Here is a 25,060-nt window from a genome sequence, read left to right as displayed (position 1 = left end):
CTTTTCGTCTGGAGCTCAGCGCTCAGGCCATCAGGTCTTCCTCGATCTCTCTAACAACCACCAGAAACCGGTTGGCATCATCCTGGGAATTGCCGCCAACCTGCATCTGGTAGCACGTTGGAAGACGCGACGGACAGCTGCTGAAATGGTCGATGCAGACATATTCACCCCGGGTGATCAGCTGTTGGAGATCTTCCGGTGACAACTGGCGTCGGCCGACGATGGTACCGTCCCCGGCTTGGGCGGTCAGGACCAACGACTCGAGATCAGCGGCAGCGGCGATTTCTGCGTCCAACCGCTTGACCTGCACCTGAAAGACACGTCGACAGATCAGTTTGTCCAGCCAGTGCTGCTCATCCGTCGCGAAATGAGCATTGTCAGGTTCGGTTGCACGCGTCGCGTCCTCGTGCACGCCCCGGTGAGCAAAGCTCAACCCGGCGTAGCGCTCGTACTGTTGCAGCGTGCGCTTGCCGCCGAGCCCGTGCCTGGCAAGTGCGAACGCATCTCCTGATGCGGCTGCTGCGAGCATGTTCACTGCCTTGCCTGACGCCTTCAGCGATCGATCGAAGGCACTGGCTTCGATTTCACCACGCGAGCGGCACTCATCGGAGTGATCATCCCACACTCGGTTTGCGTCCGAGTTGTACTGGTGCCACAGCAGCGGTCGATGGGGGTGGAAGAAGTCATAACCATGCGTATAGGCCCTGACCGCCATGACGATTTCTTCGGTCGAGAAGAAATGGTCTGCATCGTTCATGACTTCCCTCACGAACTCGCCGTCGGAGAACAGGAACCCGCCACTGATGAATCGAGCGCGCATCGGTTTGCTGCGTACTGGAACCTGGGGCATGCGTACCGCTTTGTAGCTGACCACGCCTACGCTGTTGAAGCCGCGGACGAGCATCTGGCCGACATGGTTCTGCCGGGTTTCAGGATAGCTCTCGGGCTGGAACGCGGGCGGGTACCCGGTCAGCAGCGGTTTGCATGAGCGTGTGCGCAGGGATTCGAGCATCTCCACCAGCAACCCGTCCCACGCGTCCGAGAAGCGGTGGTGAGAGTCGATCTGCAGGTTGTAGCGCTCGTCGCGATAGCGCTCCTGCGCCAGCCTTCGTGCCCACCCACAGCCGCGGGCGTGCATGAAGCCCACCTCGATCAGTTCAACTTCGGCCCCGTTCAAGCGCAGGCGATGAATCGGATGCTGATCGCCGATGCAGCTCGATTCCAGCTGGAAGCCCGCAGCCAGAAAATCCTGGAGATTTGCTTCATCACCATGCTGCCAGCACACCACCACGTGAAGTGCCGCTGGCGCAGCTGCGCGCCGCACGAGATCGACGAGCGTTGGAATCAGTTGCGGATCGCGATAACTGGGTATCTGAACAAACAGGCTGGCGGGAAGATCCATCTTCAGTTCACTTGGGTTGGTCGGGCGAGGAAATACGAATGCTCGACATCATGCACGACGTTTGAAGCGCATTGGAAATGCAGCTATCGAAAGGATTATCCGGCAGTATGTTTCGATATCGGGCCTGGTGAAATCGAAAGATTCAAGTTGAGTTCTCTTTGCATTTTCATGGTGGTTGCTGATTGGCGTTTAAGTAATTGACCGGTGCATTAACCGCTGCTAGTTTTCGGCTGCTGGAGTGAACCAGCGATACAAACTGCCAGAGTCAAGGAGAGATCAATGAAGGCAAGCCTCATCGTAAGTCCGATCCTGTTGGGTGGACTCGCCATGGCCAGTGGAACGGCATCGGCGGGAGATACGGTAACCGTCAATGGCGCGCGCTATACCTGCACGTCAAGCTGCGTTGTGCAGACCAGTGCCAACGGTGGCTACACCGTGACGGATTGTTGTGGTGGGCGCGTAACTCGCGTGATCCGTACGCCGCCGCCTGAGGAGTGATTGCAGCCTGCTCGCCAGGCAGTACCCGTTTGAATCCGGCCTCTACGGGGGCCGGACAACGAGCATGATGGAGAAACGGAACATGGATGCACGTGCGTTTTTGATCACGATGGCAGCGGTATTGGTAGCGGGCTGCACGCAGGATGACGTGGCAGCGGGTGGAGCCGCACAGGCGAACGCCGGGTCGTCACCTGCCGCCGTACAGAGCGCGGGCAGTGGCCAGGAGCTGACGCCTGCAACGGATACGAGCGCGCGCCGAACGATTCCGTCATCTCCTGGCGGAGGCATGTCCGCCGGGGATTCGCCTTACCTGGCTGCAGAAAGTGCAATGATGCAGGACGGTGCGCTGTCTGTGGAGCAAAGCGATGCCATCCTCGTTTCGGATAAGGCTTTCGAAAAGACAGTCCAAGCGTTTGCTGACGATGCCGGAAAACGCCCTGAAGCGCAGGACCTGACCGCGCACTACAAGCAGGCGATTGCGCGCAGCCTCGGCAAGAATGAATCCCTGGGTGAGTTCGCGTGTGGATACAGCCTGTGTATTGGTTCAGTACGTACCGGCTCTGCTGAAGAGTACGAGGCCTGGACTGAAAAATTCGGATTGGACGCCGCTGCGCCCACCTACAGTTTCTCGGGCCTGAGCAAGAAGCTCGACCAGCGGAACTACGAGGGAAGGTTCGTTTTTTCTACCGATCCTGCCGCCCGATCGATGATCACCAGCCAATAGGCCTGCAGGTCAGGCAGCGCCCGCACGTCGGCCGGCGCTGCCTCGATCAAGGCAGCGCCTGCAGCAGGTACGACTCGATGACGTAGCTGAAAGGCTGCTGCTGGCGGTCGCGCAGCAGGGCACGCACTTCCAGGATCACGCCGTGATCGCCTTCGCCCCGCGGCGGCCAGAAAGTCTGGTCAGCCAGGGTCTGGCGCTGGAAACCGAGCGGGCCGACCACGCGACCGAACGGTTCGTCGGTGCTGTCCAGCACCTGGTTCATGGCCGGGCTGAGATGCTCCGGCAGATACCAGTTGTCGGCCTCGGACAGCACGCGGCTGCCACACACCAGCTGCACGCGGCGATAGCGCAGGTCGGTGCCTGGCTTTACGCCCAGCGCCTGCAGCACGTCGGTCGGCGCCGGCTTGCCCTGGCCGCGTACGCGCACCGCGCGCACCCGTGCCTGCTCGGCCAAGCCGTGTTCGGCGCACCAGTGTTCCAGGGTCGCGGTCGCGCTCTGCCCGGACAGCACGCGCTGGTGCAGGCGCTCGACCAGCGCAGCCGGGGCGATCCGCTGCTGGCCCGGCGGCGACTGCAGCGGCGCAGCGGCCGCAGCATCAGTGGCGGACAGGCTGGCGATCGGAGCGGCGGCAAGCAGGGACGCGGCCTGCCAGCGGCGGAGACGATCGTGGCGGTCGGACGGGCCCATGCGGCATCACAGCGGAAACAGGCGCCCATGTTACCCGTTCAGGGGTGTGCACGGCGTGGCTGCGACCGGTTGTCGCAGGGGGAATCATCGTTCTGGTGAATGCGTGCCATCCAGATATTTCGTTGGCCGATGGCGCTATCGAGGCGCAGGATGGCGCCAGTCTTGGCTTTCCGGGAATTCCCGATGACCCTGCAGTTCATCCACGGCGGTGTCGACCGCGACGGTGCACCGCTGCACTTCCACATCCGTGATGGCCGCATCAGCGGGCTCAACGGCCATACCGGCCCGGCTGAAGGGGCGGAAAGCGTCGATCTGCAGGGCTTTGCGGTGCTGCCGGGGTTGGTGGATGGCCACATCCACCTGGACAAGAGCTTCGTCGGCGACCGTTGGCACCCGCATCAGCCGGTGAACAGCCTGCGTGAGCGGTTGGCGGTGGAAAAGGCGGCGATGGCGGCTGCGGCGCCGATGGTTGATCGCGCCGAGGCGCTGATCCGCCAATGCAGCGGCTTCGGCACAGTGGCAATGCGCTGCCATGTCGATATCGATGGCAGCACCGGCCTGCGTCACCTGGAAGCGGTGCGCGAGGCCGCGCTGCGCTGCGCCGGCATCATGCGCATCCAGCTGGTGGCGTTCCCGCAGGCCGGCGTGATGTCCTGCGCTGGTACCGCAGCGGTGCTTGAGCAGGCCCTTGCAGCGGGTGTGGACGTGCTGGGCGGCATCGATCCGACCACGCTCGATGGCGATGCCGAGGGCCAGCTGGCACTGTTGTTCGGCCTGGCCGAGCGCTATGGCGTGCAGCTGGACATCCACCTGCATGAGCCCGGCGAAACCGGACTGGCCCAGCTGCTGCGCATCGCCGCGCGGACCCGGGCCGCCGGCCTGCAGGGAAGGGTGGCGGTCAGTCATGCTTATTCGCTGGGCGAGGTGCCGCTGGCACGCGCGCTGCAGGTGGGCGAGGCGCTGGCGACGGCGGGCGTGGCGATCATGAGCAACGCGCCGGGCGATCATCCATTCCCGCCGCTGCGCGCGCTGCATGATGCCGGTGTGCACGTGTTCGCGGGCAACGACAACATCCGTGACTGCTGGTGGCCGTATGGCAATGGCGATCTGTTGCAGCGGGCGATGCTGCTGGGCTACCGCTCCGGCTTCAATACCGATGCCGACCTGATGCTGGCGCTGGACATGGTGACCACCCATGCTGCACAGGTGATCGGGCTGCCACAGTACGGCCTTGCAGAAGGACATCCGGCCACCTTCGTGGCGGTGCGTGCCGACCACGGCCCGGCCGCCGTGGCCGGGGTGCCGGTAGAGCGCCGCGTGGTGGTCGACGGCCGCTGGCTGTAGATTCACGCCGCGCCAACCCTTGTAGCGCCGAGCCATGCTCGGCGGCCTTTCAGACGTAATCGTCGGCACGGGTGGCGACGAATTCCTCAAGCCACGCCAGCAGGTGGGCGATGTCGATGATCTCGCCCTGCTCGACGCGCTTGAGCAGCAGCGTGCTGGCGCCGATCTGCAGGCTGCTGTCGGCATAGCGCAGCACCGCGTCGATGCCCCAGGCATCGGTGACCTGCATCCAGGCCAGGCCCGGCACGCGCTGGGCCAGGGTGTCACCGAACGCCACGCCCAGTGCTTCCCAGCCATCGCAGTCGTCGCGGTCGATCAGCTCGGCATCGACCACGCGCTGCAGCGTGGTGGCCGCCAGCGGCCACTGCACCGGCAACGTCGGAAAGCCGGCGGCCACGCGCGCGGCGATCAGCGAGCGCTGGTGCTGCAGATGCGTCTGCAGGGCAGCGGGCAGGGGATCGAAGCGGGTGGGGATTTCGTCGGACATGGCACGGCGCCGTGGGGCACGGAAACAACGGGCACTCTAGCGGGAGGCCAATTGCCTTTGCGCGCTGGAATTGATCAGATCTCGATGATCAATGCGCGAGATCCACGCCGGACAATGTGGCTGTCGAGGTTGCCGGCCAGCGGCCGGCACTACCTCAGGTGCGGTGATCAATCCGGTTCGCGCTGCACCTGCCGCCACAGTTCGCTGGCCAGCGCTCGCACGGCATCATCGGCATCGGAGCGATGCAGCAGGCCGATCTCGTAATTGTCGATCACCGGCAGGTCGCGCTCGCCATCGATGATGCGGTGTTCGCGGGTGACTGCGCGGCGCGGCAGCAGGCTGATGCCGATGCCGTCGGCCACCGCACCCTGGATGCCACTCAGCGACGAACTGGTGAAGGCGATGCGCCAGCGCAGGCCCAGCGCCTCCACGGCGTGGATCATCTCGTCGCGGTACAGTCCGCGCGGCGGGAAGGTGACCAGCGGCAGCGGGTCCTGCAGCAGGCAACTGCTGCGCAGGCTATCGATCCAATGCATCGGCTCGCGTCGGCAGTGCACCGCCTGGCGGGTGTTGCGGCGTTGCTTGACCAGCACCAGGTCCAGCTCGCCGTGGTCGAAGCCGTGGGCCAGGTCGCGGCTGAGGCCGCTGCTGATCTCCAGTTTCACCTGTGGATGGCGGCGGCTGAAAGCGGCCAGCATGCGTGTGGTCTGTGCGTTGACGAAGTCCTCGGGGACACCGATGCGCACCGCGGTTTCCACGGTGGCGCCGGCCAACGCCTGTGCCATTTCCTCGTTCAGGTCGAGCATGCGCCGCGCGTAGCCAAGCAGGGTGTGACCGGCGTCGGTGGGGTGTACGTCGCGGTGGCCGCGTTCGAGCAGGCGATGCGCGGCCAGTTCCTCCAGCCGGCGCACCTTCTGGCTGACGGTGGACTGGGTCGAATGCAGGCGCGTGGCCGCAGTGGTGAAGCTGCCGCAGTCGGCCACCATCACCAGCGCACGCAGCAGGTCCAGTTCGAACAGGGTTCTATTCAATTTGGCACTGTCTTGCATTTGAACATTTCACTTCTGGATACCCAGGCCGACTTCTACCATGCAGGGCAGGGGCCGGCAATGCCCGGCTGTTGCTACCGTCGCACGGCGTTCCGTGGCGACGGTCATGAGGAGACACCGTCATGCGCGTCCATCGTTCCCCTGGCTGGCCTGCGCCGTTAGCGCGCGTGCTGCTGTTGTTCCTGCTGGTCATGGTCTCCCCGGCCTGCACCGCAACGTCCAAAGCCGACGTCGATGGCCGCCTGCGCGATGCTGCCAGCCGTGGCGATGCCGATGCGCTGCGACAGGCGATCGAGGATGGCGCCACGCTGGAGGCGCGTGATGGCCAGGGCCGTACCGCGCTGCTGCTGGCCACGCATGGCAACAATGTAGACGCCGCGCGTGAACTGATCGAAGCCGGCGCCGACGTCAATGCCAAGGACGCCATGCAGGACAGCGCCTACCTGTACGCCGGCGCGCGTGGACTGGACGAGATCCTGGCGATGACGCTGGCGCATGGCGCCGACCTGCGCAGCACCAACCGCTACGGCGGCACCGCCTTGATTCCCGCCGCCGAGCGCGGCCACGTCGCCACCGTGCGCACGCTGCTGCGTGCCGGCGTCGCTGTGGACCATGTCAACCGCCTGCACTGGACCGCGCTGCTGGAAGCAATCCTGCTGGGTGACGGTGGTGCGCGCCATGTACAGATCGTGCAGCTGCTGCTGGAGGCAGGTGCCGACCCTGAGCTGGCCGACGGCGACGGCGTAACGCCGCTGGCCCACGCGCGCCAGCGCGGCTATACGGGAATTGAAACCCTGCTGCGCCAGCACGGCGCGGTGCGCTGAATGCAAACCCCTTCCACCCGCACGCTGGGCGTGCCCATCAGGATGCTGTCCATGTTCCGTTCCCGTCCGTTGTCCCTTGCCATCCTCCTTGCGGTGGCGCCGCTGTCGGTGTCTGCTGCCGAGCGCGCCGACCTGCTGATCCGCAATGCCACCGTGGTCGATGTCGAGCACGCCAGCACCCTGGCCGGACAGAGCGTGGTGATCCGTGGCGAGGATATCGTGGCCGTCGGCCCGGACGCGCAGCTGCGCAGCCAATGGAGCGCGGCCCGCCAGATCGATGCCAAGGGCAAGTACCTGATCCCGGGCCTGTGGGACATGCACGTGCACTTCGGTGGTGGCCCGGCGCTGATTGAAGAGAACAAGGCGCTGCTGCCGCTGTACATCGCGCACGGCATCACCACCGTGCGTGACTGCTCCGGCGACCTGCCCGAGCAGGTGCTGCAGTGGCGCGGCGAGATCGCCAAGGGCACGCTGTTTGGTCCGCGCCTGCTCAGTTCCGGCGCGAAGATCGAAGGCATCAAGCCGGTCTGGAAGGGCACGATCGAAGTGGGCAGCGAGGCGGACGCCGACAAGGCAATCGCCCGCCTGCAGCACGACAAGGTTGATTTCGTGAAGATCACCGACAGCACGCTGAAGCCGGAGCTGTTCCTGTACTCGGCCAGTGCTGCGCGCAAGGCCGGCTTCAAGGCCTCGGGTCACATTCCGATGGCGCTGACTGTGGAACAGGCGGTCGATGCAGGCCTGGCCTCGATCGAGCATCTGGACTACGCATTCAAGGCAGGCAGCAAGGATGAAGCGCAGATCGCCGCCGACTTCGGTGCCGGCCGCATCGACCGCGCCGAAGCCAACCGCCGCCTTGACGCCAGCTTCGACCGTGACACGGCGATGCACGCCTACCGTGATTTCGCCAAGCGTGGCGTATTCGTGACCCCGACCCTCAACGGGGGCCGCATCCTCGATTTCCTTGACCAGGATGACCACGCCAACGATCCGTACCTGGCCTACATCGGTCCGGGCCTGCGTGCGACCTACCAGTGGCGCGTGGACCGCGCGGCGAAGGCCACGCCGGCGCAGATCGAAGCGCGTCACGCGCAATACCACCAGGTGGCTGCGGTGCTGCCGATGCTGCAGGAAGCTGGCGTGACGATCATCGCCGGCACGGACGCAGGCTTCCTCAACTCGTTCAACTTCCCGGGCATCGCCCTGCACCAGGAGCTGCAGCTGTTCGTGAAGGAAGGCCTGAGTGCTCCGCAGGCGCTGTCTGCCGCGACCCGTTCCGGCCCGGCCTGGTTCGGCCAGATGGACCGCTACGGTGGTGTGGCGCAGGGCAAGGCTGCCGATCTGGTGCTGCTGACCGCCAATCCGCTGCGGGACATTGCGGCGACCGAGAAGATCGACAGCGTGATTCTGCGTGGCACCGTGTATGACCGTGCAGCGCTGGACAAGATGCTGGCCGATACCAAGGCCAGGGTCGCAGCGTGGAATGCCGAGGCGGCGAAGGCGCAATGATCGGCGGGGTCGGATCCCTTCCGACCGGGAAGGGCTCTGACCCCAGCGTCGAACGGAATCCAGGCACGATGCGGATCCGTGGCAGTGGACAGCCCCTTGCTTCCGGCACGGGAATGATTCGGTGCGGGCATCTAGCATGGTGCCCGTTTCCCGTTCGAATCCGTGCATGCCTGTTTCGCCTGCCTTGCTGCTGCCAGCCCATGAGGCGCCGCTTCCGCTGCCACGCCCACACTGGGTGATGCTGGCCCTGTGGGGGGTGTTGATCGCCACCGCCGTGCCGGCGGTGCACCTGAGCCAACAGCCTGGCGGTCTGATTCCGGCAGCGTTGTTCATCCTTGGCGCCGAGCTGCCCTGGATGCTGGCGACGCCATTGTTGTGGGATGCGTGCCGGCGCTGGCCACTGTCTGGACGCCGGCATCTGGCCGGATGGTTGGCGCTGTGCCTGCTGCTGACTCCGCTGTTGACGGCATTGGGATGGACCCTGGGCCATGTGCTGCTGCAGCTGTGGCAGGGGCAACCCTGGCCAGCACTGCAGCAGGTGTTGCGCGCGATTGGTATTACCGCGCTGTTTGCGTTGCCGACCTTCATTGCGGTGGCGGGCGTGGGCCATGGCCTGGCCGGACTGCAGCGGTTGAGGGCGCAGTCAGAGGTGCTGCAGCAGGCTCGTGAAACAGCGCTGCGCCAGCATCTGCAGCACCACTTCCTGTTCAATGCGCTCAACGCCATCGGCGGTTTGGCACTGCAACGTCCACGCGCGGCGGATGCCGCACTGGCGCAGCTGTCCTCGCTGCTGCGCGATACCCTGCAATGCCCGTCGCAGCGCTGCTTTGCCGATGAACTGGGCGCAGCACAGGACTATGTCGCGCTGCAGTCGCTGCTGCACGATCAGGAGGTGCATCTGCATCTGCAGGCCACCGCGGCTGCATTGGCCTGTACGGTCCCCGGTCTGTTGCTGCAGCCGTTGATCGAGAATGCGGTGTTGCACAGTGGCTGGCAGCCGGGGGACGGGCCATTGCGGATCGAGCTATGGGCCGGAGTGGAAGACGGCCTGCTTGATGTGGTGCTGTTCAACCCCTGCCTGCGTCCCGGCACGAACGATGGACTGGGCACTGGCCAGGCTGCACTGCAGCGGCGCCTGGCGATGATGGGAGGCCGGTTGCAGACCGCCAGCGAGGGCGGCGGCTATCGTGCACGCGTGACCTTGCCGGAGTGCATCGCGTGACGCGTCCGCTGAGCGTGCTGCTGGTGGATGACGTGGCGCTGGCACGTGACCGCCTGCGCCAGTTGCTGGCGGGCATTCCGCAGGTCAGGGTCGATGCTGAAGCCGCCACCCTCGCGCAGGCACGCGAGCAGCTTCAGGGGCGCCGTTTCGATCTGCTGCTGCTGGATCTGGTCCTGCCCGACGGTCGTGGCTGGGAGTTGCCCCAGCAGCAGCCGGCGCTGGCCGCGCACACCATCTTCGTGACCGCGCTGCCGCAGCATGCGCTGCGCGCGTTCGAACTGGGCGTCGCAGACTATCTGCTCAAGCCGGTGGCAGCGCAGCGGTTGCGTGAAGCGATCGAGCGCGTGCGCCGCCTGGCAGGCCTGGCACCGCGTACGGAGGATGGTGCGCAGACCCTGGCGGTGCCTGGTAGTGGTGGTGTCCAGTATGTACCGCTGGCGGAGATCGACTACATCGACATGGCCGGTCATTACGCATGCGTGCACGTGGGGCAGCGACTGCACCTGCTGCGTGAGCCGCTGGCGCAGCTGGCCGAACGGCTGGCGGATGGAGGACTGTTGCGCGTGCACCGCTCGGCGCTGGTCAACCCGCTGCGGGTGCGATCACTGATCGAGCGCCACAACGGTGATGCGCTGCTTGAACTGGCCGATGGCGTGCAGCTGCCGGTGAGCCGCAGCTACCGGCCGGTGCTGGAGGCGGCCTTGGCGGCACGCGCCTGACACACGGCTGGTGCCTGCAGCGGCACGGTTGGTGCCATCGTCGCCGAAGTACGCAATCCGGTCGTTGCGGCCAGTGCACCCTGCGCCTTTCCAGATCAGGGTGGAGCACGCGGATGCGGTGGTGCTTGGGTGTGTTGCTGGGCGTGCTGGCGCTGCCTGCGTTGGCTGATGTGCGGGTCATTTTCGATGACCATCAGGGGCGCGCTGATCGTATTCCAGCCATTAGGGTTGAGGGACTGGCGGCGGCCGAGGTGGTGCAACTACGGTTGTCGATGCGGGACAGCCGGGGCCGGCGCTGGCAGTCACAGGCTGCACTGCGCGCGGACCCGCAGGGGACGGTCGACACCGCACGCAGCGGCTCGGAGCAGGGCAGCTATCGAGGCGTCGATGCGAGCGGGCTGATCTGGTCGATGCAACCACAGGAAGGGAGAGCCAGCGCACTTCCCGTGCAGTGGCAGCGCGCCGATGACGGCTTGGGGTTCCAGTCACAGGCCTTCGAACTGGAGGTGGAGCGTGCAGGATCGGTGGTCGCACGGCGGACCCTGAAGCGCCATCTGATGTTGCCGGGCGTGCAGGTGCAACAGGTCGAAATCGGTGGCCGCGAAGCACATCTGTACCTGCCATCGGGCCAGCAGGCTGATGCACGGGCGCCAGCATTGGTGACGCTGGGCGGTGCCGAAGGCGGATTCGACGGTGGCGACCTCTATGCCGCCTGGCTGGCCAGCAACGGCTATGTCGCGGTGTCGGTGGCGTGGTATCGCGGGCCGGGCGTGCCCAAGGATCTGATCGAGGTTCCGTTGGAAACCGTACGCGACGCAGTGCACTGGCTGCAGCGCCATCCCCGGGTGGATCCACAGCGGGTAGGGCTGATGGGAGGCTCCTGGGGCGGCATCGTGACCATGGCCACGGCGGTGCATCTGCCTGAGCTCCGCGTCGCTGTGTCCTGGGTAGGCAGTCCAGCCCCGTTTCGTGGCATCGCCCGTGACGTGGCCCCGGCCGATTTCCGAGCGGTGGACCGTTCCCCCTTGAGCTGGCAGGGCGAACCCCTGCCGTGGCTGCCGTATCGCGAGGAGGTTGACTGGGGCAGACCGGGGCCGCAGTGGGAACCGGCATTGCGTACCGCGATGCTGCCCATCGAGGACATTGCTGCACGCACGTTGTGGATCGGAGGTGGTGACGATCGGCTGGGTGACTCAGGCACGATGCTGGCTGTTGCGCAGCGTCGGCTTGCAGCCGCAGGGCGTGGTGACCGTGACCGTTTCCTGTACTACTCAGATGCGGGGCATCTGATCACCCCGTTTCTGCAGCCGACCACCCATCGCCATGATGTAGGCCCGTACATTGAAGTGGGGGGCACGGCCGAAGGTCATGCCCGCGCGGACCGAGAGGTAGGGCCAGCGGTGCTGGAGTTCCTTGCCGAGGCGCTGTAGCCGAAAGTGCTGACCCCTGTTCTTCCTTCCAGATGTTCGATTCCGATCCGATTGAGCTTCATCCACGCATGGCCTGGATCTACCGTGTCGACCAAGGTCGACACCTACCAACACCGCCCCGCCATCCCACGGAAACCCCGCTTTCGCCGTTGCTGTTGAGGTTGCCGGCCAGCGGCCGGCACTACCGCAGGTGCAGGGCTGCAAGCCCTGCCGAACAACTCCCTAATCGTGACCGCTGTCGTCCAGGCTGATGATCCCGCGCCGCAGCGCCTGGGTCACCGCATGCGTGCGATCACCCACGCCCAGCTTGTCCATCAGGCTCTTCATGTGCGCCTTCACTGTCTGCTCGGAAATCTGCATGCGCTCGCCGATGCGCTTGTTCGACAGGCCGCCGGCCACATGCCTCAGTACCTCGGTTTCGCGCGGCGACAACCGGTCTTCCACCACATGCGCGGCGATGCTGGCCGCCACCGCCGGGGGAATCGGTGCGCGGCGGCCGCCAGCGACCATGCGGATCGTATCGACCAGCTCATGGCGCAGCATGTCCTTCAGCAGATAGGCGCTGGCGCCGGCCTGCAGCGCGCGGACCGCGCGTACGTCACCACGGTAGGTGGTCAGCACGATGATGCGCGCGCGCGGGTCCAGCGCGCGGATCCGCACGATGGCTTCCACGCCATCCAGGCGCGGCATCTGCAGGTCCATCAGCACCACGTCGGGCTGCAGCCGCTGATAGCAGGCGATGGCCTCTTCGCCATCGGCGGCCTCGCCGAGCAGGCGCAGATCGGGTTGTGCGCCCAGCAGGGCGGCCAGGCCGTCGCGCAGCAGTGGATGGTCATCGACCACCAGCACGCCGATCGGGGCAGGGGACTCAGTCATGGTTTGCTTTACTCCAGGGCCAGCGCCAACGCGATGGGCCGCGGTGATACAGGCGCCGCGCGGGAACCGACAACGCCACCTCGGTGCCCAGGCCGGGGCGGGTCCACAACTGCAGGTCCGCGCCGAGGCGCTGCGCGCGCTCACGCATGCCCTGCAGGCCCCAGTGGCCACGGGCGGCGTTCTCGTCGGCAATGCCGACGCCATCGTCGCGCACATGCAGCAGGAAGCAGCGCGCTCCGTAGGACAGCTCCACCTCGATGGCACGGGCATCGGCGTGACGCAATGCGTTGCGGATTGCTTCGCGGCCGATCAGGAACACTTCCTCGGCGGCGTCGGCCTGCAGCGGTGGCGGCGCACCTTCCACGGTCAGGCGTAGCGGATTGGTGCCCTGGCCGGCGTACTCGGCATGCACGTCGGCCAGTACCGAGGCCAGGTCGCGCCCGGCGAATGGGCCATCGCGCAGTGCATTGACCCGCTCGCGGCCCTCGGCCAGGTTGCGCTCGGCAAGCTGCATTGCCGATTCCAGCTGGCCGCGCACCGTTTCGGATGTCTGTGGCGACTGGCTGATCGCATGCAGGCGAAGGATCAGGCCCTGGCTGCCCTGCAGCAGGGTATCGTGCAGGTCGCGGGCAATGCGCTCGCGTTCGCCATGTCGTTCCTGCAGGCGTGCGCGGAACAGGGCGGCCAGCTGCCCGCTGCGGATGCGCACTGCCAGAACCAGCAGCGCCAGGATTGCCGCCGCGCACAACAGCTTGAACCAGACGGTCTGCATGAAGGTGGGCGCGATGCGGAAGCTGCGGCTGGCCGGTGCAGTGCTCCAGATGCCGTCTTCGTTGGCGGCTTCCACCTCGAAGCGGTAACTGCCGGGTGCCAGGTTGGTGTAGTACGCCCGCGTGCTGCTGCCGGCATCCTGCCAACCGTCGTCGACGCCGGACAGTCGATAGCGGTAGCGGTTGCGCTCCGGACGCGCCAGCGACAACGCCACGTAGTCGATCTGCAGCTGGCTGGTGCCAGCGGGCAGGCGCAGGCCGTCACGCAGTGGTTGGTGCTCACTGCCGTACAGCACTTCGCCGATGCGTACGCTGGGCGCCGTGGTGTTGATATGCGAGTGCGTGGTATCCAGCCAGGCCAAGCCCTGGTTGGTCGCCAGCCACAGCAGTCCGTCATCGGCCAGTGCAGCGGTGGCGATCGGTCCGCTCTGCAGGGCGATGCCCGGCATGCCATCCACCGCATCGAACAGGCGTGGCGTCACCGGCTGCCCGGTACGCAGCGCCCGTCGCAGCTGATCGCTCCCAAGGCGGACCAGGCCACGACTGCCGTTGAGCCACAGGTGCCCGTGTGCATCGGCGACCATGCCAGTGATGCCCTCCAGCACGCCGGCCATGTCAGTGTTGACCGGCATGAAGCGGCCGTTGCCGAGGCGAGCGGCCAGTCCAGCCTCACCGGCCACCAGCAACAGGTCCTGGTGGTGCAGCAGCGCGGTGACCGGCCCGACCGACAGCCCGTGGCTGGCATCGACAGCCTTGACGCGGGTCGCGCTCATGCTGCGCAGCCGGCCGTCGGCATAGCCGAGCAGCAGCTGGCCATTGGCATCCAGCGCCAGCGATGAGCAGGCCAGTTCGGGCAGGCGCGTTTCGCGCTGCCACTGGCCGTGCAGGTAATGCAGCACGCCGCGTTCGCCACTGCAGACCCAGGCTTGGTTGTCGTCGGGGAACAGCAGGGCATGCAGCGGTTGCCCGGTGAACGGCGCGGGCAGTGGAATCAGCGTGGTGCGACCTTCGACCGTGCGCGCGAGGTTGATCCAATCGAACTGCCAGATTGGCGTGGGTGCCCGGCGCGCGGCCACCTGCAGTTGTGCGGCACTGCCTTCCAGCAACGGCCGGCGCAGATCGTACGGCTTGAGGTCCTCGCCATAGCCGTACACACGTCCATCGCTGGCCCGCACCAGCGAGCGGTAGGGATCACTGGGCCCCACCGCCAGCGTGTGCACGCTGCGCGCACGGAAGCGGTTGAGGCCCAGGTTGGTGCCGACCCAGAGATTGCCTTCGCGGTCGACGATGATCGGCACCGCCGAGGTGGCGGTCAGCCCGTGCGGCGAATCGAAACGCTCCATGCGCACGGCGCGATCGCCGTCGAACGTGATCCGGGCCACACCGCCATGCGGGCTCATCGTGGCCCACAGCGCGCCGTCGGCAGTGAACTGCAGGCGTGCGGCGACCAGGTCTGGGAGGCGTCGCGCTTCGCGTTCGCTGTCCGGCAGCAGGCCCTGCGCGTTGGCCAGCGGCGAAGCACCGCGTACGCGATCGGCCAGCCAGACGTCGCCCTGCGGGCTCTCGGCCAGCGTCGCCATCTGCGAGACCGCAATGCCAGTGTCCTCGAAGCGTGTGGCGCCGGCGGCACGCTTCCAGATTTTCAGGTCGGCCAGCACCCAGAAAGTGCCGTGGCTGTCATGCAGCGCCCATTGCACGCGGTGTTCCGGCACCCCCGTGCCAGTGGGCAGCCGCTGCCAGCGCTGGCCGTCAAACCAGCGTAGCCCACCATTGATGGCCGCCCACAGTCGGCCGTCGCGGTCCTGGCTGAAGTGTGGGACCACGCCGACCGGCACGCCCTGGTCGCGGCCGTAGTTGTGCAGCTGGCCGCGCGCGAACTGGCTGATGCCTGCCTGGAAGTAACCGATCCACAGGGCACCGTCGGCGGCATGCGCCAGCGTGACCATGTTGGTGGACGGGAACTGGCCGCCAACGGGGGGCGCCTGCCGTTCGAAGCGGCGTCCATCGAAACGGTACAGGCCCGAACCGGTAGCCAGCCACAACAGACCGTCGCGGTCCTGGCTGATGTCCCAGATGTCACCGGGTGCGCCCTGGCCGACCCGCCACGCGGTGTGCTCGTAGCCGGTCAATCCACTGTTCACGGCTGGCCGCTGCACGGCGAAGGCGGGCAGGGCGGTCCACAACAGCAGGCACGTCAGCAGCGTCGGCAGGCGACGCAGGAACGGGAAGGGGCGGCCATGCATGGCACGCATTCTGGCAGGTGCGGGGCAGCCCAGGGTGACCCGAACGGGGTAGGCGAACTGCGAGGCAGTCGGTTATCACGCAGGCATGCCCTGTGGAGCCCGGCCATGCAGCGTCTGTTCCTGATGTTCCCCGACCGCGGTCCGGGCGTCGGCCTGCTGTGGCTGCGGCTGTGCGTTGCCGCTGCCCTGTGCATGCCGGGAGGGCATGGTGGCTGGCTGTCGGCACTTTGCCTGTTGGCGGTGGCGATGCTCGCGCTGGGTGTGCTGATGCCCGTGGCAGTGGTGGTGGCAATGCTGGAACTCCATGCACAGGCACTGCCGTGGCCGCTGGTGGTGTTGCCGCTGGCCCTGCTGGTACTGGGTCCGGGTGCCTATTCACTGGATGCACGGCTGTTTGGCCGGCGTGTATTTGGACATCGGCCTCCCCCATTCGGGTAGGTGCTGGCCTCGACCGACGGGGGTAGGGCATCGCCCGGCGCACCCGCACCATGGGCCACCCCCTCGCGGCGCCCCCCATGGCCACTGCTTCCCTGCCGGATTCGTCCGCTGCATCGCTGGCCCCGCACCAGGCGGCGGCATTGCAGCGTGCCCTGCGCTACGTCGATGAGCACCTGTCCCAACCGCTGCGCGTGACCGACCTGGCCGACGCGGCCTGTGTCAGCCGCTTCCATCTGGTGCGCCTGTTCCGCAGTGGCACCGGCGCAAGCCCGTTGCGCTACGTCCGCCGTCGCCGCATCGAACGTGCACGCCAGCTGCTGCCGGTCGCGCAGTTGCCGATGTCCTGCCTGGCGCAGCAGCTGGGTTTCTTCGACCAGAGTCATTTCGTCCGCAGCTTCCGCGCGGAGACCGGCTGCAGCCCCGGCCAGTATCTGGCCGGCGATGCGGCCCTGTTGCTTCCCCCTGATCGTGTTTCCAACGGAGTCCAACCATGAGCCTTGCCACCGCCACGCCCGCCCCGGCCCTGCTGTCGCCCACCGACCATGCCCTGGTGCTGATCGACTTCCAGTCGCAGATGGCATTCGCCACCCACACCATCGACATCTCTGCGCTGCGCAACAACGTGTCGCTGATCAGCAAGGGTGCCAAGGGCTTCAACGTGCCGGTACTGCTGACCACCGTTGCCGAAGCGTCGTTCTCCGGCCCGATGTTCCCGGAACTGCCGGAGATCTTCCCGGGCCAGCCGGTGTTCGACCGCACCTCGATGAACACCTGGGAAGACCAGCCGGTGATCGATGAGATCAACCGCATCGGCAAGCGTCGCCTGGTTGTTGCCGGCCTGTGGACCAGCGTCTGCATCGTCGGCCCGGCGCTGTCGGCGCTGGCGCATGGCTTCGAGGTCTACGTGATTACCGATGCCTGCGGCGATGTCAGCGAAGAAGCGCACGAGCGCGCGATCACCCGCATGGTGCAGGCCGGTGCGGTGCCGATGACCAGCGTGCAGTACCTGCTTGAGCTGCAGCGTGACTGGGCGCGTGGCGAAACCTACGACCTGACTACCGGCATCGCCCGCGACCACGCCGGCGGCTACGGCATCGGCATCCAGTACGCCAAGCGCATGTTCGGCGCGCAGGAAGGCGGGCACTGAGCATGCTGGCTGGCCATGGCCTCGACCTGGCCCTGTTGATCCTGCGTGTGGCAGCGGGAGGATTCCTGCTGCCACACGCGTTGGGCAAGCTGTTCGGCTGGTTTGGCGGTTCTGGGCTGGCCGGTTTCGCCGGCGAGCTGCGCGGTTTCGGATTGCCGGCAACAGCACCGTTGCCGCTGCTGCTGGCCCTTCTGCAGGTGCTGTCCGGGCTGGCTGTGCTGCTGGGCTGGCAGACTCGCGTCGCGGCGCTTGCCGCGGCTGCCTTCATCGGTTTCACCGTACTTCTGGCCCTGCCCAGGGGCTGGTTCTGGATGCGCGGTGGCAGTGAGTACCCGTTGATGTGGACCACGGTACTGCTGGCCCTCGCGCTGGCCGGCCCCGGTGCCTGGGCGCTGGATGGCCATCGTCTTCAGGGAGACATCGCATGAGTCACGATCCACTCGACCACGGTCGCCGCAACGTGGTGCTGGCCAGCGGCGCCGCCGTTGCACTTGGTTTGGCCGGCCGCGCCGGTGCTGCACTCGATTCCACTTCCAAGGAGCGTCGCATGAGCACGCTGGTCATCCGCAATGCCCGCATCACTACGTTGGACCCGCAACAGCCGCATGCGCAGGCCTTGGCCGTGCAGGAAGGGCGCATCGTCGCCGTCGGCAGTGACGAGGAGATCATGCGCGGCTGGGGCAACGAAGCGACCCTGATCGATGCGCAGGGGCGGCGCCTGTTGCCCGGCCTCAACGACAGCCATACCCATCTGATCCGCGGTGGGTTGAACTACAACCTTGAACTGCGCTGGGACGGCCTGCGTTCGCTGGGGGACGCGCTGGACATGCTGAAGGCGCAGGTCGACCGCACGCCTGCACCGCAGTGGGTGCGTGTGGTCGGTGGATTCACCGCCACCCAGTTCAACGAGAAGCGCCTGCCGACACTGCAGGAGCTCAACGACATCGCGCCGGATACGCCGGTGTTCCTGCTGCACCTGTACGACCGTGCGCTGCTCAACCGCGCCGCACTGCGTGCCTGTGGCTATACCAAGGACACCCCGGATCCGCCGGGCGGCCAGATCGTGCGTGACTCGCTCGGCAATCCGACCGGGCTGCTGCTGGCCAAGCCCAATGCGCTGATCCTGTACGCGACCCTGGCCAAGGGCCCGAAGCTGCCGATCGAGTACCAGGCCAATTCCACCCGTCATTTCATGCGTGAGTTGAACCGTCTCGGCATCACCTCGGTGATCGACGCCGGCGGTGGTTTCCAGAACTACCCCGAGGACTACCAGGTCATCGAGCAGCTGCACCGCGATGACCAGCTAACGGTGCGCATCGCCTATAACCTGTTCACCCAGAACAAGGGCAACGAGGTCAACGACTTCCGAGGCTGGAGCGAGATGCTGCAGCCACGCCAGGGCGATGACCTGCTGCGCCACAATGGTGCCGGTGAGATGCTGGTGTTCTCCGCCGCCGACTTCGAGTTGTTCAACGAACCGCGTCCGGAACTGCCGCCGGAGCTGGAGCCGGAATTGCACGATGTGGTGAAGCTGCTGGTCGAGAAGCGCTGGCCGTTCCGCATCCATGCCACCTACGACGAGAGCATCACCCGCATCCTGGACGTGTACGAGCAGGTCAACCGCGAGGTGCCGTTCGATGGCCTGCACTGGTTCATCGATCACGCCGAGACCATCACCCCGCGCAACATCGAACGCATCCGTGCGCTGGGTGGCGGCATTGCCGTGCAGCACCGCATGGCCTACCAGGGCGAAGCCTTCGTCGAGCGCTATGGCGTGCAGGCCGCGCGGCATACACCGCCGGTCAAGCGCATGCTGGCCGAAGGCGTACCGGTCGGTGCCGGTACCGACGCCACCCGCGTGGCCAGCTACAACCCGTGGGTGGCGTTGTCCTGGCTGGTGACCGGGCGCACCGTGGGCGGTCTGGCCCTGTATGGCGATGAGAACCTGCTCGAACGCGAGCAGGCGCTGCGCCTGTGGACCCAGGGCAGCGCCTGGTTCTCCGGCGACGAAGCGGTGAAGGGCACGCTGAAAGCCGGTCAGCTGGCTGATTTCATCCTGCTCTCGGCCGACTTCTTCCGCGTGGATGACGCGCAGATCGCCGACATCACCAGCGTGCTGACCGTGGTCGGCGGACGCATCGTGCATGCAGATGCCGACTATGCAGGGCTGGCGCCGCAGCTGCCGCCGGCGATGCCGGACTGGTCGCCGGTCAACCGGTTCGGTGGCTACCACGTCGGCGGCGCCGCAACCGGTCTGGCGGCCGCGCACCGCCATCATCATGGTGCGGCCTGCAGTACCCACGGCGCGCATGGCCATGCTGCCCGGCATGCTGCACCCACTGACGACCTGACCGCGTTCTGGGGCGCGATGGGATGCTCGTGCTTCGCGTTCTGAGCCTGGCATTGCTGGCCGCACCGTCGCTGGTGCAGGCCTGCGACGGCGGTCATTGCAGCGCGGCTGGGGACGGCCAGCTGCAATGGGATGCATCGCTGCGGGCGCGTGGCCTGTACTACGATCCGACCCGGTTCGGCATTGGCGGCAGCGAAGATGACTATGGCCTGCTGCGCGCCTTGGCATCGGCCACCTATGTGGAAGACACCTGGCAGGCAAAGCTGCAGCTGGGTGTTCACGGGGAGAGCGGCAAGGCCGGCGGTCCGGGCCGTACTGACCGCAGCGCGCTGGATGTGCAGCAGGTGTACTGGCGCTGGCAGTACCGTGGCTTCCATCTGCAGCTGGGCCGGCAGGAGGCGGGATACGGCAGCTCACGGCTGTTGTCGGTACGCGACGGGCCGAACATCCGCTTGGCGTTCGACGGAGCACGTGCAGGATGGAAGGGCCGCCTCGGCACGCTGGACCTGATGGCGCTGCAACCGGTGCAGAACCGGCCGGGGGCGTTCGATGATCGCGGCGAACCGGGCGCGCATCTGTGGGGAGCATATGCGACCACCGCGCGTGACCGCAGCCCAGGGCAATGGGACCTGTATCTGCTGGACTACCGCCGCGAGGGCGCGCGGTTCGCGGCGGGCTCGGGCACCGAACGTCGGCAGACCCTGGGCGCGCGCTGGTTCGGCCAGGCCGGGGCGCTGGACTGGAACAATGAGCTGGTGGCGCAGGGCGGTGAATTGCGTACCACCGAAGGCAACCTCGACATCCGTGCCTGGACGCTGGCCACCGATACCGGTTGGCGCTGGCGGGATCTTCCGCTACAGCCGCGCCTGGGGCTGAAGGCCGACATCGCCAGTGGTGATGGCAACGTACGTGATGGCCGCCTGGGCACGTTCAATGCCCTGTTCCCGAAGTCGGCCTATTTCAGCGAAGCCAGCCTGCTGGCCCCAGCCAATCTGATGGACGTCCAGCCTACGCTGTCCCTGCGGCTGCGTGACACGCTGACGACAGAGCTGGGCGTACAGATGGCCTGGAAGCATCGGCGCGCCGATGCGGTCTACACCACGCCGGCACCCCTGGTGGCACTGCCGGGCAGCGCTGGTGGCGCGCGCCGCATTGGCAATCAATACAAATCCGAAACCCGCTGGCAGGCCAGCGAACACTGGCAATGGCAGCTGCAGCTGGCCTGGGTCGACGCAGGTCCTGCACTGAAGCAGGCCGGTGGCCAGGACACGCTGTTCGCCTCGATCGTTGGAGCATGGCAATGGTGAACGCAACCGCGTCGCAACCCCCCGCACAGGCTGCAGGTGCCTGGTCCCCGCTGAAGATCCGGATGTTCCGCTCGATCTGGCTGGCGATCCTGGCCAGCAACATCGGCACCTGGGTCAATGATGTCGCCGCCGCCTGGGTGATGGCCGAGCGCACCGGCTCACCATTGATGGTGGCGCTGGTGCAGTCGGCCACCACGGTGCCGATCGTGCTGCTGGCGCTGGCCGCCGGCACCCTGGCCGACATCGTCGACCGCCGCAAGTACCTGCTGGCCACCCAGGGCTGGATGCTGCTGGTCGCCGCAGTGATGGCGGCGCTGACCGCGCTGGACATGCTGACGCCGCAGCTGCTGGTGCTGCTGACCTTCTGCATGGGCTGCGGTGCGGCGATGGCGATGCCGGCACAGGCGGCGATCGTTTCCGAACTGGTGCCGCAGCCGATGCTGGCCTCGGCGGTGGCGCTGAACTCGATCGGCATCAACATCGCACGCTCGATCGGCCCGGCCATCGGTGGCGTAATCGTGGCCCAGCTCGGTGCGGTCTGGGCCTTCGGTTTCAACGCCATCACCTTTGCCGCGATGCTGTTCGTGGTATGGGGCTGGAAGCGTGACCCGAAGCAGTCCAGCCTGCCGCCGGAAGGCTTCGGTGCTGGATTGAAGGCGGGCCTGCGCTACGCCAGTCGCGCCGGGCGCCTGCAGGCGGTGCTGATCAAGTCGGTCGGCTTCTTCTTCTTCGCTGCAGCGATGAACGCAATGCTGCCGGTGGTGGTACGCGGGCAGATGCACGGCGGGGCGGGGCAGTACGGCATTCTGTTGGGCTGCATCGGTATCGGCGCGGTGGGCGGTGCGCTGTTGCTGCCGAAGCTGCGTGCGCAGATGGATCGTGACCTGCTGGTGCTGCTGGCCACGCTGTCGCTGGCGTTGAGCCTGGTCGGGCTGGCGCTGAGTCGCAGCTGGTACGTGCTGCCGCTGGTGATGCTGATCAATGGCTTCGCCTGGATCACGGTGCTGTCGTCGCTGCAGATTGCGGCACAGACGGCGGTACCGGCGTGGGTGCGTGCACGGGCGCTGGCGCTGTACATCATGGTGTTCTCCGCGGGCATGGCTGCCGGTGGCCTGAGCTGGGGCGCGCTGGCGCAGCGTACGTCGCCGGAGCTCGCGTTGCTGGTGGCGGCTGCCGGCGCGGTGATCGGTGGCCTGCTGGTCTGGCGCGTGCGCATCGCCGGGGCGGAAGACCTGAACCTCAGCCCGGCCGGGCATTGGCCCGCACCGGAACTGTCGGTGCCGGTATCGAATGATCGTGGCCCGGTACTGGTCACCCTCGAGTACCGCATCGACGAGGCTGACCGGGCCGCGTTCCAGGCGCAGATGCGCGCGCTGGGCACGATCCGCCGCCGCGATGGCGCGGTGGTCTGGGGCGTAGTGGAGGACGTGGCCAGTCCAGGCATCCACCTGGAGTATTTCGTGACCCCATCGTGGCTGGAGCACCTGCGCCAGCACGAGCGCATCACCGCCGATGACAAGGCGATCCAGGAAGTGCTGCGCGGGCTGCATCGCGGTGAGCGTGCACCAGTGGTGCGCCATTTCGTCGGCGGCCATGACCCGCTGCCGAAGACCGGGGTCCCGCACCACCACAGCGACATCTGACCCAAAAAGGGGACGGAGGGGATTAAGTCGTTTGTGCACAAACGACTTAATCCCCTCCGTCCCCTTTTTGCGACCGAAGAAGCGGCGGCACCGTCATGGCGCCGCCGCGGTACATCATTTACGCGCGAACGCCAGCAGGTCGGCATTGAACCGGGCGGCGTGGGTGACGGTCAGGCCGTGCGGGGCACCGGCATACACCTTCAACTCGGCGTCCTTGATGATCTGCGAGGACAGCTTGGCCGAGGCATCGAATGGCACGATCTGGTCGTCGTCGCCATGCACCACCAGCGCCGGCACATCGATCTTCTTCAGGTCCTCGGTGTAGTCCACCTCCGAGAATTCGTGGATGCAGTCGTACTGGCCCTTGACGGCCCCGAGCATGCCCTGCAGCCAGAACGAATCGCGCATGCCCTGGGTGACGGCGTTGCCATCGCGGTTTGCCCCGAAGAACGGCGTTGCCAGATCCTGGAAGAACTGCGAACGGTCGCCACCGGTGCCCTTGCGGATGCCGTCGAAGACCTCCAACGGGGTACCGGCCGGGTTGGCGTCGGTCTTCAGCATCAGCGGCGGTACCGCACCGACCAGTACGACCTTGGCCACGCGCTTGCTGCCGTGACGACCGATGTAGTGGGCCACTTCACCACCTCCCGTGGAATGGCCGACCAGGATCGCGTCCTTCAGGTCCAGCGTCTCGATCACCGCCGCCAGGTCATCGGCATAGGTGTCCATGTTGTTGCCGTCCCAGGTCTGGCTGGAACGACCGTGGCTGCGGCGGTCATGGGCGATCACGCGGTAGCCGTTCTGGCCCATGAACAGCATCTGCGGGTCCCAGGCATCGGACGACAGCGGCCAGCCGTGGGCGAACACGATCGGCTGGCCGCTGCCCCAGTCCTTGTAGAAGATGCGGGTGCCATCGGCGACGGTGACGTAGTTGCTCATTGCAGGTTCCTTGGCGGAAGGGAGGGAAGGCAGCGGCAGGTGTGCCGGTGCCTTCGGCAGTACAGCGCAGCGCACGCCGGGCGGCTTGCACGGCTGTGCTGGATTGCCCGGGCTGTGACGCATATCGCTCTGGCGCAGCGTGGTCGGCATGTCGACGATGGCGGCTCCTTCTTCGGGAAACCGGCAGCATGCAGAAAGCGCAATGGTCCCTGATGCTGTGCCTGCTGCTGGCCGCCACGACGCACGCGCAGACAAATGTCTACAAGTGCGCGGACGGTCCGCATCCGGTCTACCAGCAGACGCCGTGCCAGGGGCGTGCGGAATGGCGCTGGGAGGTTCCGGTGGAGCAGTCGTTGTCGCGGGGTGTGGAAGCCAAGGCGGCACCGGTCACATCGAAGCCGCGTGCGGTGCGCCCATCAGCTGCGCGCGCGGCGCTGATTTCCATCCGCAGCGACCCTGCAGCCTGCGACCGTGCACGGCAACAGCGCGAGAAGGCACTGGCGAAGCGCACACGGCTGGACTTCGTACAACGCCGGCAGCTGGATGACGCGGTGTACGACGCCTGCCGTTGAACGCTGGCAACAAGTGCCGGAAACGACAACGGCGCCCTGCGGCGCCGTCGTGTGGGCTGATGGACGCTTGGACCTCAGCGACCGTCGCTGGCTGCAGCCGGTGCAGGCGAGGGCACGCTGTCCGGCTTGGGCAGGCTCAGCTCCGGGTTGCCCTGTTCGGCCTGCAGGATCTGGATGCGGCGCTGCAGGGAATCCAGCTGGCTGTTGGTGCTCTGCACGTCGGTGCTCAGGCTGACCGCCTGCTGCTGGGCCTGCTGCAGGGCAGCGCTGACCTGCGCCGACTGCGCCTGCTGTTGTTCCATTTCCTGCTGCAGGGTGCGCAGGCGTTCCTCGTTGTAGGCCACCAGGCGCTCGGTATAGCGCTTGCCTGCTTCCAGGCGGGTGGTGTCGATATAGACCTGTGCCAGCTGCTCGGACTGCTGTGCGAAGGTGCGGTAGACACGCTCGGCGTTGTCGACGGCATCGGTCTTGATCACCCGCCAGAAGTTCTTTTCCTGGAACAGGGCGACGTAGTAGGTCAGGGTACTGGCATTGAACAGCAGGCTGGCGCCGTAGTTGCCGTTGTAGGTGGTGCGCAGCTCGGTCAGCTGGCGCGCATCCATCAGCTGCTTGAGTTCGTCAACGGTGTTGCGTACCACCGGTGCAGTACGCGCGGCCGGCTCTGCGGCAGCTTCGCGGTCCCCTCGTGCAGCCATCGCCGCCGGTGCGACCAGCATCATGGCCACGGCCAGCATTGCCGCGCTGCGCGCGTGCCGGGCGAAGACCGCGCCCCCTGAAGTTTCTCGCATGTCTAGACCATCCACGGATGAGTGTGGGTTGAGATGAAGGTGGTTCCCCGCCGGGAGTCTAGCATGGGCGCGGGCGTCGCCAAGGGCGCCC

The 25,060-nt window shown here is 66.5% G+C and carries 23 protein-coding genes; 15 read left to right on the top strand and 8 right to left on the bottom strand.

The window, feature by feature from the left end; all coding sequences use genetic code 11:
• Positions 1–22: 22 nt before the first annotated feature.
• Positions 23–1,402 carry a GlcNAc-transferase family protein gene (locus tag SMAL_RS11950; protein WP_012511372.1) on the bottom strand — a complete coding sequence of 460 codons (1,380 nt, stop codon included), beginning with the start codon at positions 1,400–1,402 and terminating at the stop codon, positions 23–25.
• 580 nt (positions 1,403–1,982) lie between these two features.
• Here SMAL_RS11950 and SMAL_RS21025 point away from each other — a divergent pair.
• Positions 1,983–2,624, top strand: coding sequence for a hypothetical protein (locus tag SMAL_RS21025; protein ID WP_006373030.1), 642 nt, complete (start codon positions 1,983–1,985; stop codon positions 2,622–2,624).
• A gap of 46 nt (positions 2,625–2,670) precedes the next feature.
• Here the strand turns inward: SMAL_RS21025 and SMAL_RS11940 are convergent, their stop codons facing one another.
• Positions 2,671–3,312, bottom strand: a complete 642-nt coding sequence (locus tag SMAL_RS11940; RefSeq protein WP_012511369.1) for a hypothetical protein — start codon at positions 3,310–3,312, stop codon at positions 2,671–2,673.
• Positions 3,313–3,495: 183 nt separating this feature from the next.
• On the opposite strand from SMAL_RS11940, the gene SMAL_RS11935 reads away from it, so the two are divergent.
• Entirely contained in the window at positions 3,496–4,656 is a 1,161-nt protein-coding gene (locus tag SMAL_RS11935) for an amidohydrolase family protein (RefSeq protein WP_041864541.1), read from the top strand.
• Between the two features lie 49 nt (positions 4,657–4,705).
• Here the strand turns inward: SMAL_RS11935 and SMAL_RS11930 are convergent, their stop codons facing one another.
• Entirely contained in the window at positions 4,706–5,143 is a 438-nt protein-coding gene (locus SMAL_RS11930) for a DUF3806 domain-containing protein (protein ID WP_012511367.1), read from the bottom strand.
• Positions 5,144–5,310: 167 nt separating this feature from the next.
• Positions 5,311–6,192: a LysR substrate-binding domain-containing protein gene (locus tag SMAL_RS11925; RefSeq protein WP_012511366.1), complete on the bottom strand. Its 882-nt coding sequence runs from the start codon at positions 6,190–6,192 to the stop codon at positions 5,311–5,313.
• Between the two features lie 122 nt (positions 6,193–6,314).
• On the opposite strand from SMAL_RS11925, the gene SMAL_RS11920 reads away from it, so the two are divergent.
• The 5 genes from SMAL_RS11920 (at position 6,315) to SMAL_RS11900 (ending at position 11,896) form a co-directional block, all read left to right on the top strand.
• Positions 6,315–7,016: an ankyrin repeat domain-containing protein gene (locus SMAL_RS11920; RefSeq protein ID WP_012511365.1), complete on the top strand. Its 702-nt coding sequence runs from the start codon at positions 6,315–6,317 to the stop codon at positions 7,014–7,016.
• A 51-nt stretch (positions 7,017–7,067) separates the two neighbouring features.
• Positions 7,068–8,525, top strand: coding sequence for an amidohydrolase family protein (locus SMAL_RS11915; RefSeq protein ID WP_012511364.1), 1,458 nt, complete (start codon positions 7,068–7,070; stop codon positions 8,523–8,525).
• A 166-nt stretch (positions 8,526–8,691) separates the two neighbouring features.
• The gene (locus tag SMAL_RS11910; protein WP_232273982.1) at positions 8,692–9,747 is read left to right on the top strand and encodes a sensor histidine kinase; all 1,056 of its coding nucleotides are present in this window, start codon (positions 8,692–8,694) and stop codon (positions 9,745–9,747) included.
• Positions 9,744–10,466, top strand: coding sequence for a LytR/AlgR family response regulator transcription factor (locus SMAL_RS11905; protein WP_012511362.1), 723 nt, complete (start codon positions 9,744–9,746; stop codon positions 10,464–10,466). The genes SMAL_RS11910 and SMAL_RS11905 overlap by 4 nt, the downstream gene beginning before the upstream one ends.
• Positions 10,467–10,579: 113 nt before the next feature.
• On the top strand, positions 10,580–11,896 hold the full coding sequence (locus SMAL_RS11900) for an acyl-CoA thioesterase/bile acid-CoA:amino acid N-acyltransferase family protein (RefSeq protein WP_012511361.1): 1,317 nt from the start codon (positions 10,580–10,582) through the stop codon (positions 11,894–11,896).
• Positions 11,897–12,118: 222 nt separating this feature from the next.
• Here SMAL_RS11900 and SMAL_RS11895 read toward each other — a convergent pair whose 3' ends face one another.
• On the bottom strand, positions 12,119–12,772 hold the full coding sequence (locus tag SMAL_RS11895; RefSeq protein WP_006372912.1) for a response regulator: 654 nt from the start codon (positions 12,770–12,772) through the stop codon (positions 12,119–12,121).
• Positions 12,765–15,794 (bottom strand): sensor histidine kinase, encoded by a 3,030-nt coding sequence (locus SMAL_RS11890; protein ID WP_012511360.1) that lies wholly within the window; start codon positions 15,792–15,794, stop codon positions 12,765–12,767. Before SMAL_RS11890 ends, SMAL_RS11895 begins: the two co-directional genes overlap by 8 nt.
• Positions 15,795–15,890: 96 nt before the next feature.
• Between SMAL_RS11890 and SMAL_RS11885 the strand changes: the two genes are divergently transcribed.
• The 7 genes from SMAL_RS11885 (at position 15,891) to SMAL_RS11855 (ending at position 22,670) form a co-directional block, all read left to right on the top strand.
• Positions 15,891–16,223 (top strand): hypothetical protein, encoded by a 333-nt coding sequence (locus tag SMAL_RS11885; RefSeq protein ID WP_012511359.1) that lies wholly within the window; start codon positions 15,891–15,893, stop codon positions 16,221–16,223.
• A 77-nt stretch (positions 16,224–16,300) separates the two neighbouring features.
• On the top strand, positions 16,301–16,717 hold the full coding sequence (locus SMAL_RS11880) for a helix-turn-helix transcriptional regulator (protein WP_012511358.1): 417 nt from the start codon (positions 16,301–16,303) through the stop codon (positions 16,715–16,717).
• Entirely contained in the window at positions 16,714–17,370 is a 657-nt protein-coding gene (locus tag SMAL_RS11875) for a hydrolase (protein ID WP_012511357.1), read from the top strand. Before SMAL_RS11880 ends, SMAL_RS11875 begins: the two co-directional genes overlap by 4 nt.
• Positions 17,371–17,372: 2 nt before the next feature.
• A complete protein-coding gene (locus tag SMAL_RS11870) occupies positions 17,373–17,798 on the top strand; it encodes a DoxX family protein (protein ID WP_012511356.1) in 426 nt (141 codons plus the stop codon).
• Between the two features lie 119 nt (positions 17,799–17,917).
• Positions 17,918–19,765 carry an amidohydrolase gene (locus SMAL_RS11865; RefSeq protein ID WP_180889449.1) on the top strand — a complete coding sequence of 616 codons (1,848 nt, stop codon included), beginning with the start codon at positions 17,918–17,920 and terminating at the stop codon, positions 19,763–19,765.
• Complete coding sequence (locus SMAL_RS11860) at positions 19,744–21,027, top strand: alginate export family protein (protein WP_012511354.1); 1,284 nt, start codon at positions 19,744–19,746, stop codon at positions 21,025–21,027. Before SMAL_RS11865 ends, SMAL_RS11860 begins: the two co-directional genes overlap by 22 nt.
• On the top strand, positions 21,021–22,670 hold the full coding sequence (locus SMAL_RS11855; RefSeq protein ID WP_012511353.1) for an MFS transporter: 1,650 nt from the start codon (positions 21,021–21,023) through the stop codon (positions 22,668–22,670). The genes SMAL_RS11860 and SMAL_RS11855 overlap by 7 nt, the downstream gene beginning before the upstream one ends.
• Before the next feature lie 114 nt (positions 22,671–22,784).
• Here the strand turns inward: SMAL_RS11855 and SMAL_RS11850 are convergent, their stop codons facing one another.
• Positions 22,785–23,609, bottom strand: coding sequence for an alpha/beta fold hydrolase (locus SMAL_RS11850; RefSeq protein WP_012511352.1), 825 nt, complete (start codon positions 23,607–23,609; stop codon positions 22,785–22,787).
• A gap of 188 nt (positions 23,610–23,797) precedes the next feature.
• Between SMAL_RS11850 and SMAL_RS11845 the strand changes: the two genes are divergently transcribed.
• Complete coding sequence (locus SMAL_RS11845) at positions 23,798–24,181, top strand: hypothetical protein (protein ID WP_012511351.1); 384 nt, start codon at positions 23,798–23,800, stop codon at positions 24,179–24,181.
• A gap of 74 nt (positions 24,182–24,255) precedes the next feature.
• Here the strand turns inward: SMAL_RS11845 and SMAL_RS11840 are convergent, their stop codons facing one another.
• Entirely contained in the window at positions 24,256–24,969 is a 714-nt protein-coding gene (locus tag SMAL_RS11840) for a DUF2968 domain-containing protein (protein ID WP_012511350.1), read from the bottom strand.
• Between the last annotated feature and the right edge of the window lie 91 nt (positions 24,970–25,060).

It is taken from the genome of Stenotrophomonas maltophilia R551-3, from assembly GCF_000020665.1.
In the GTDB taxonomy this organism is placed as follows: domain Bacteria; phylum Pseudomonadota; class Gammaproteobacteria; order Xanthomonadales; family Xanthomonadaceae; genus Stenotrophomonas; species Stenotrophomonas maltophilia_L.
This window is presented reverse-complemented; position numbering and strand designations above follow the sequence as displayed.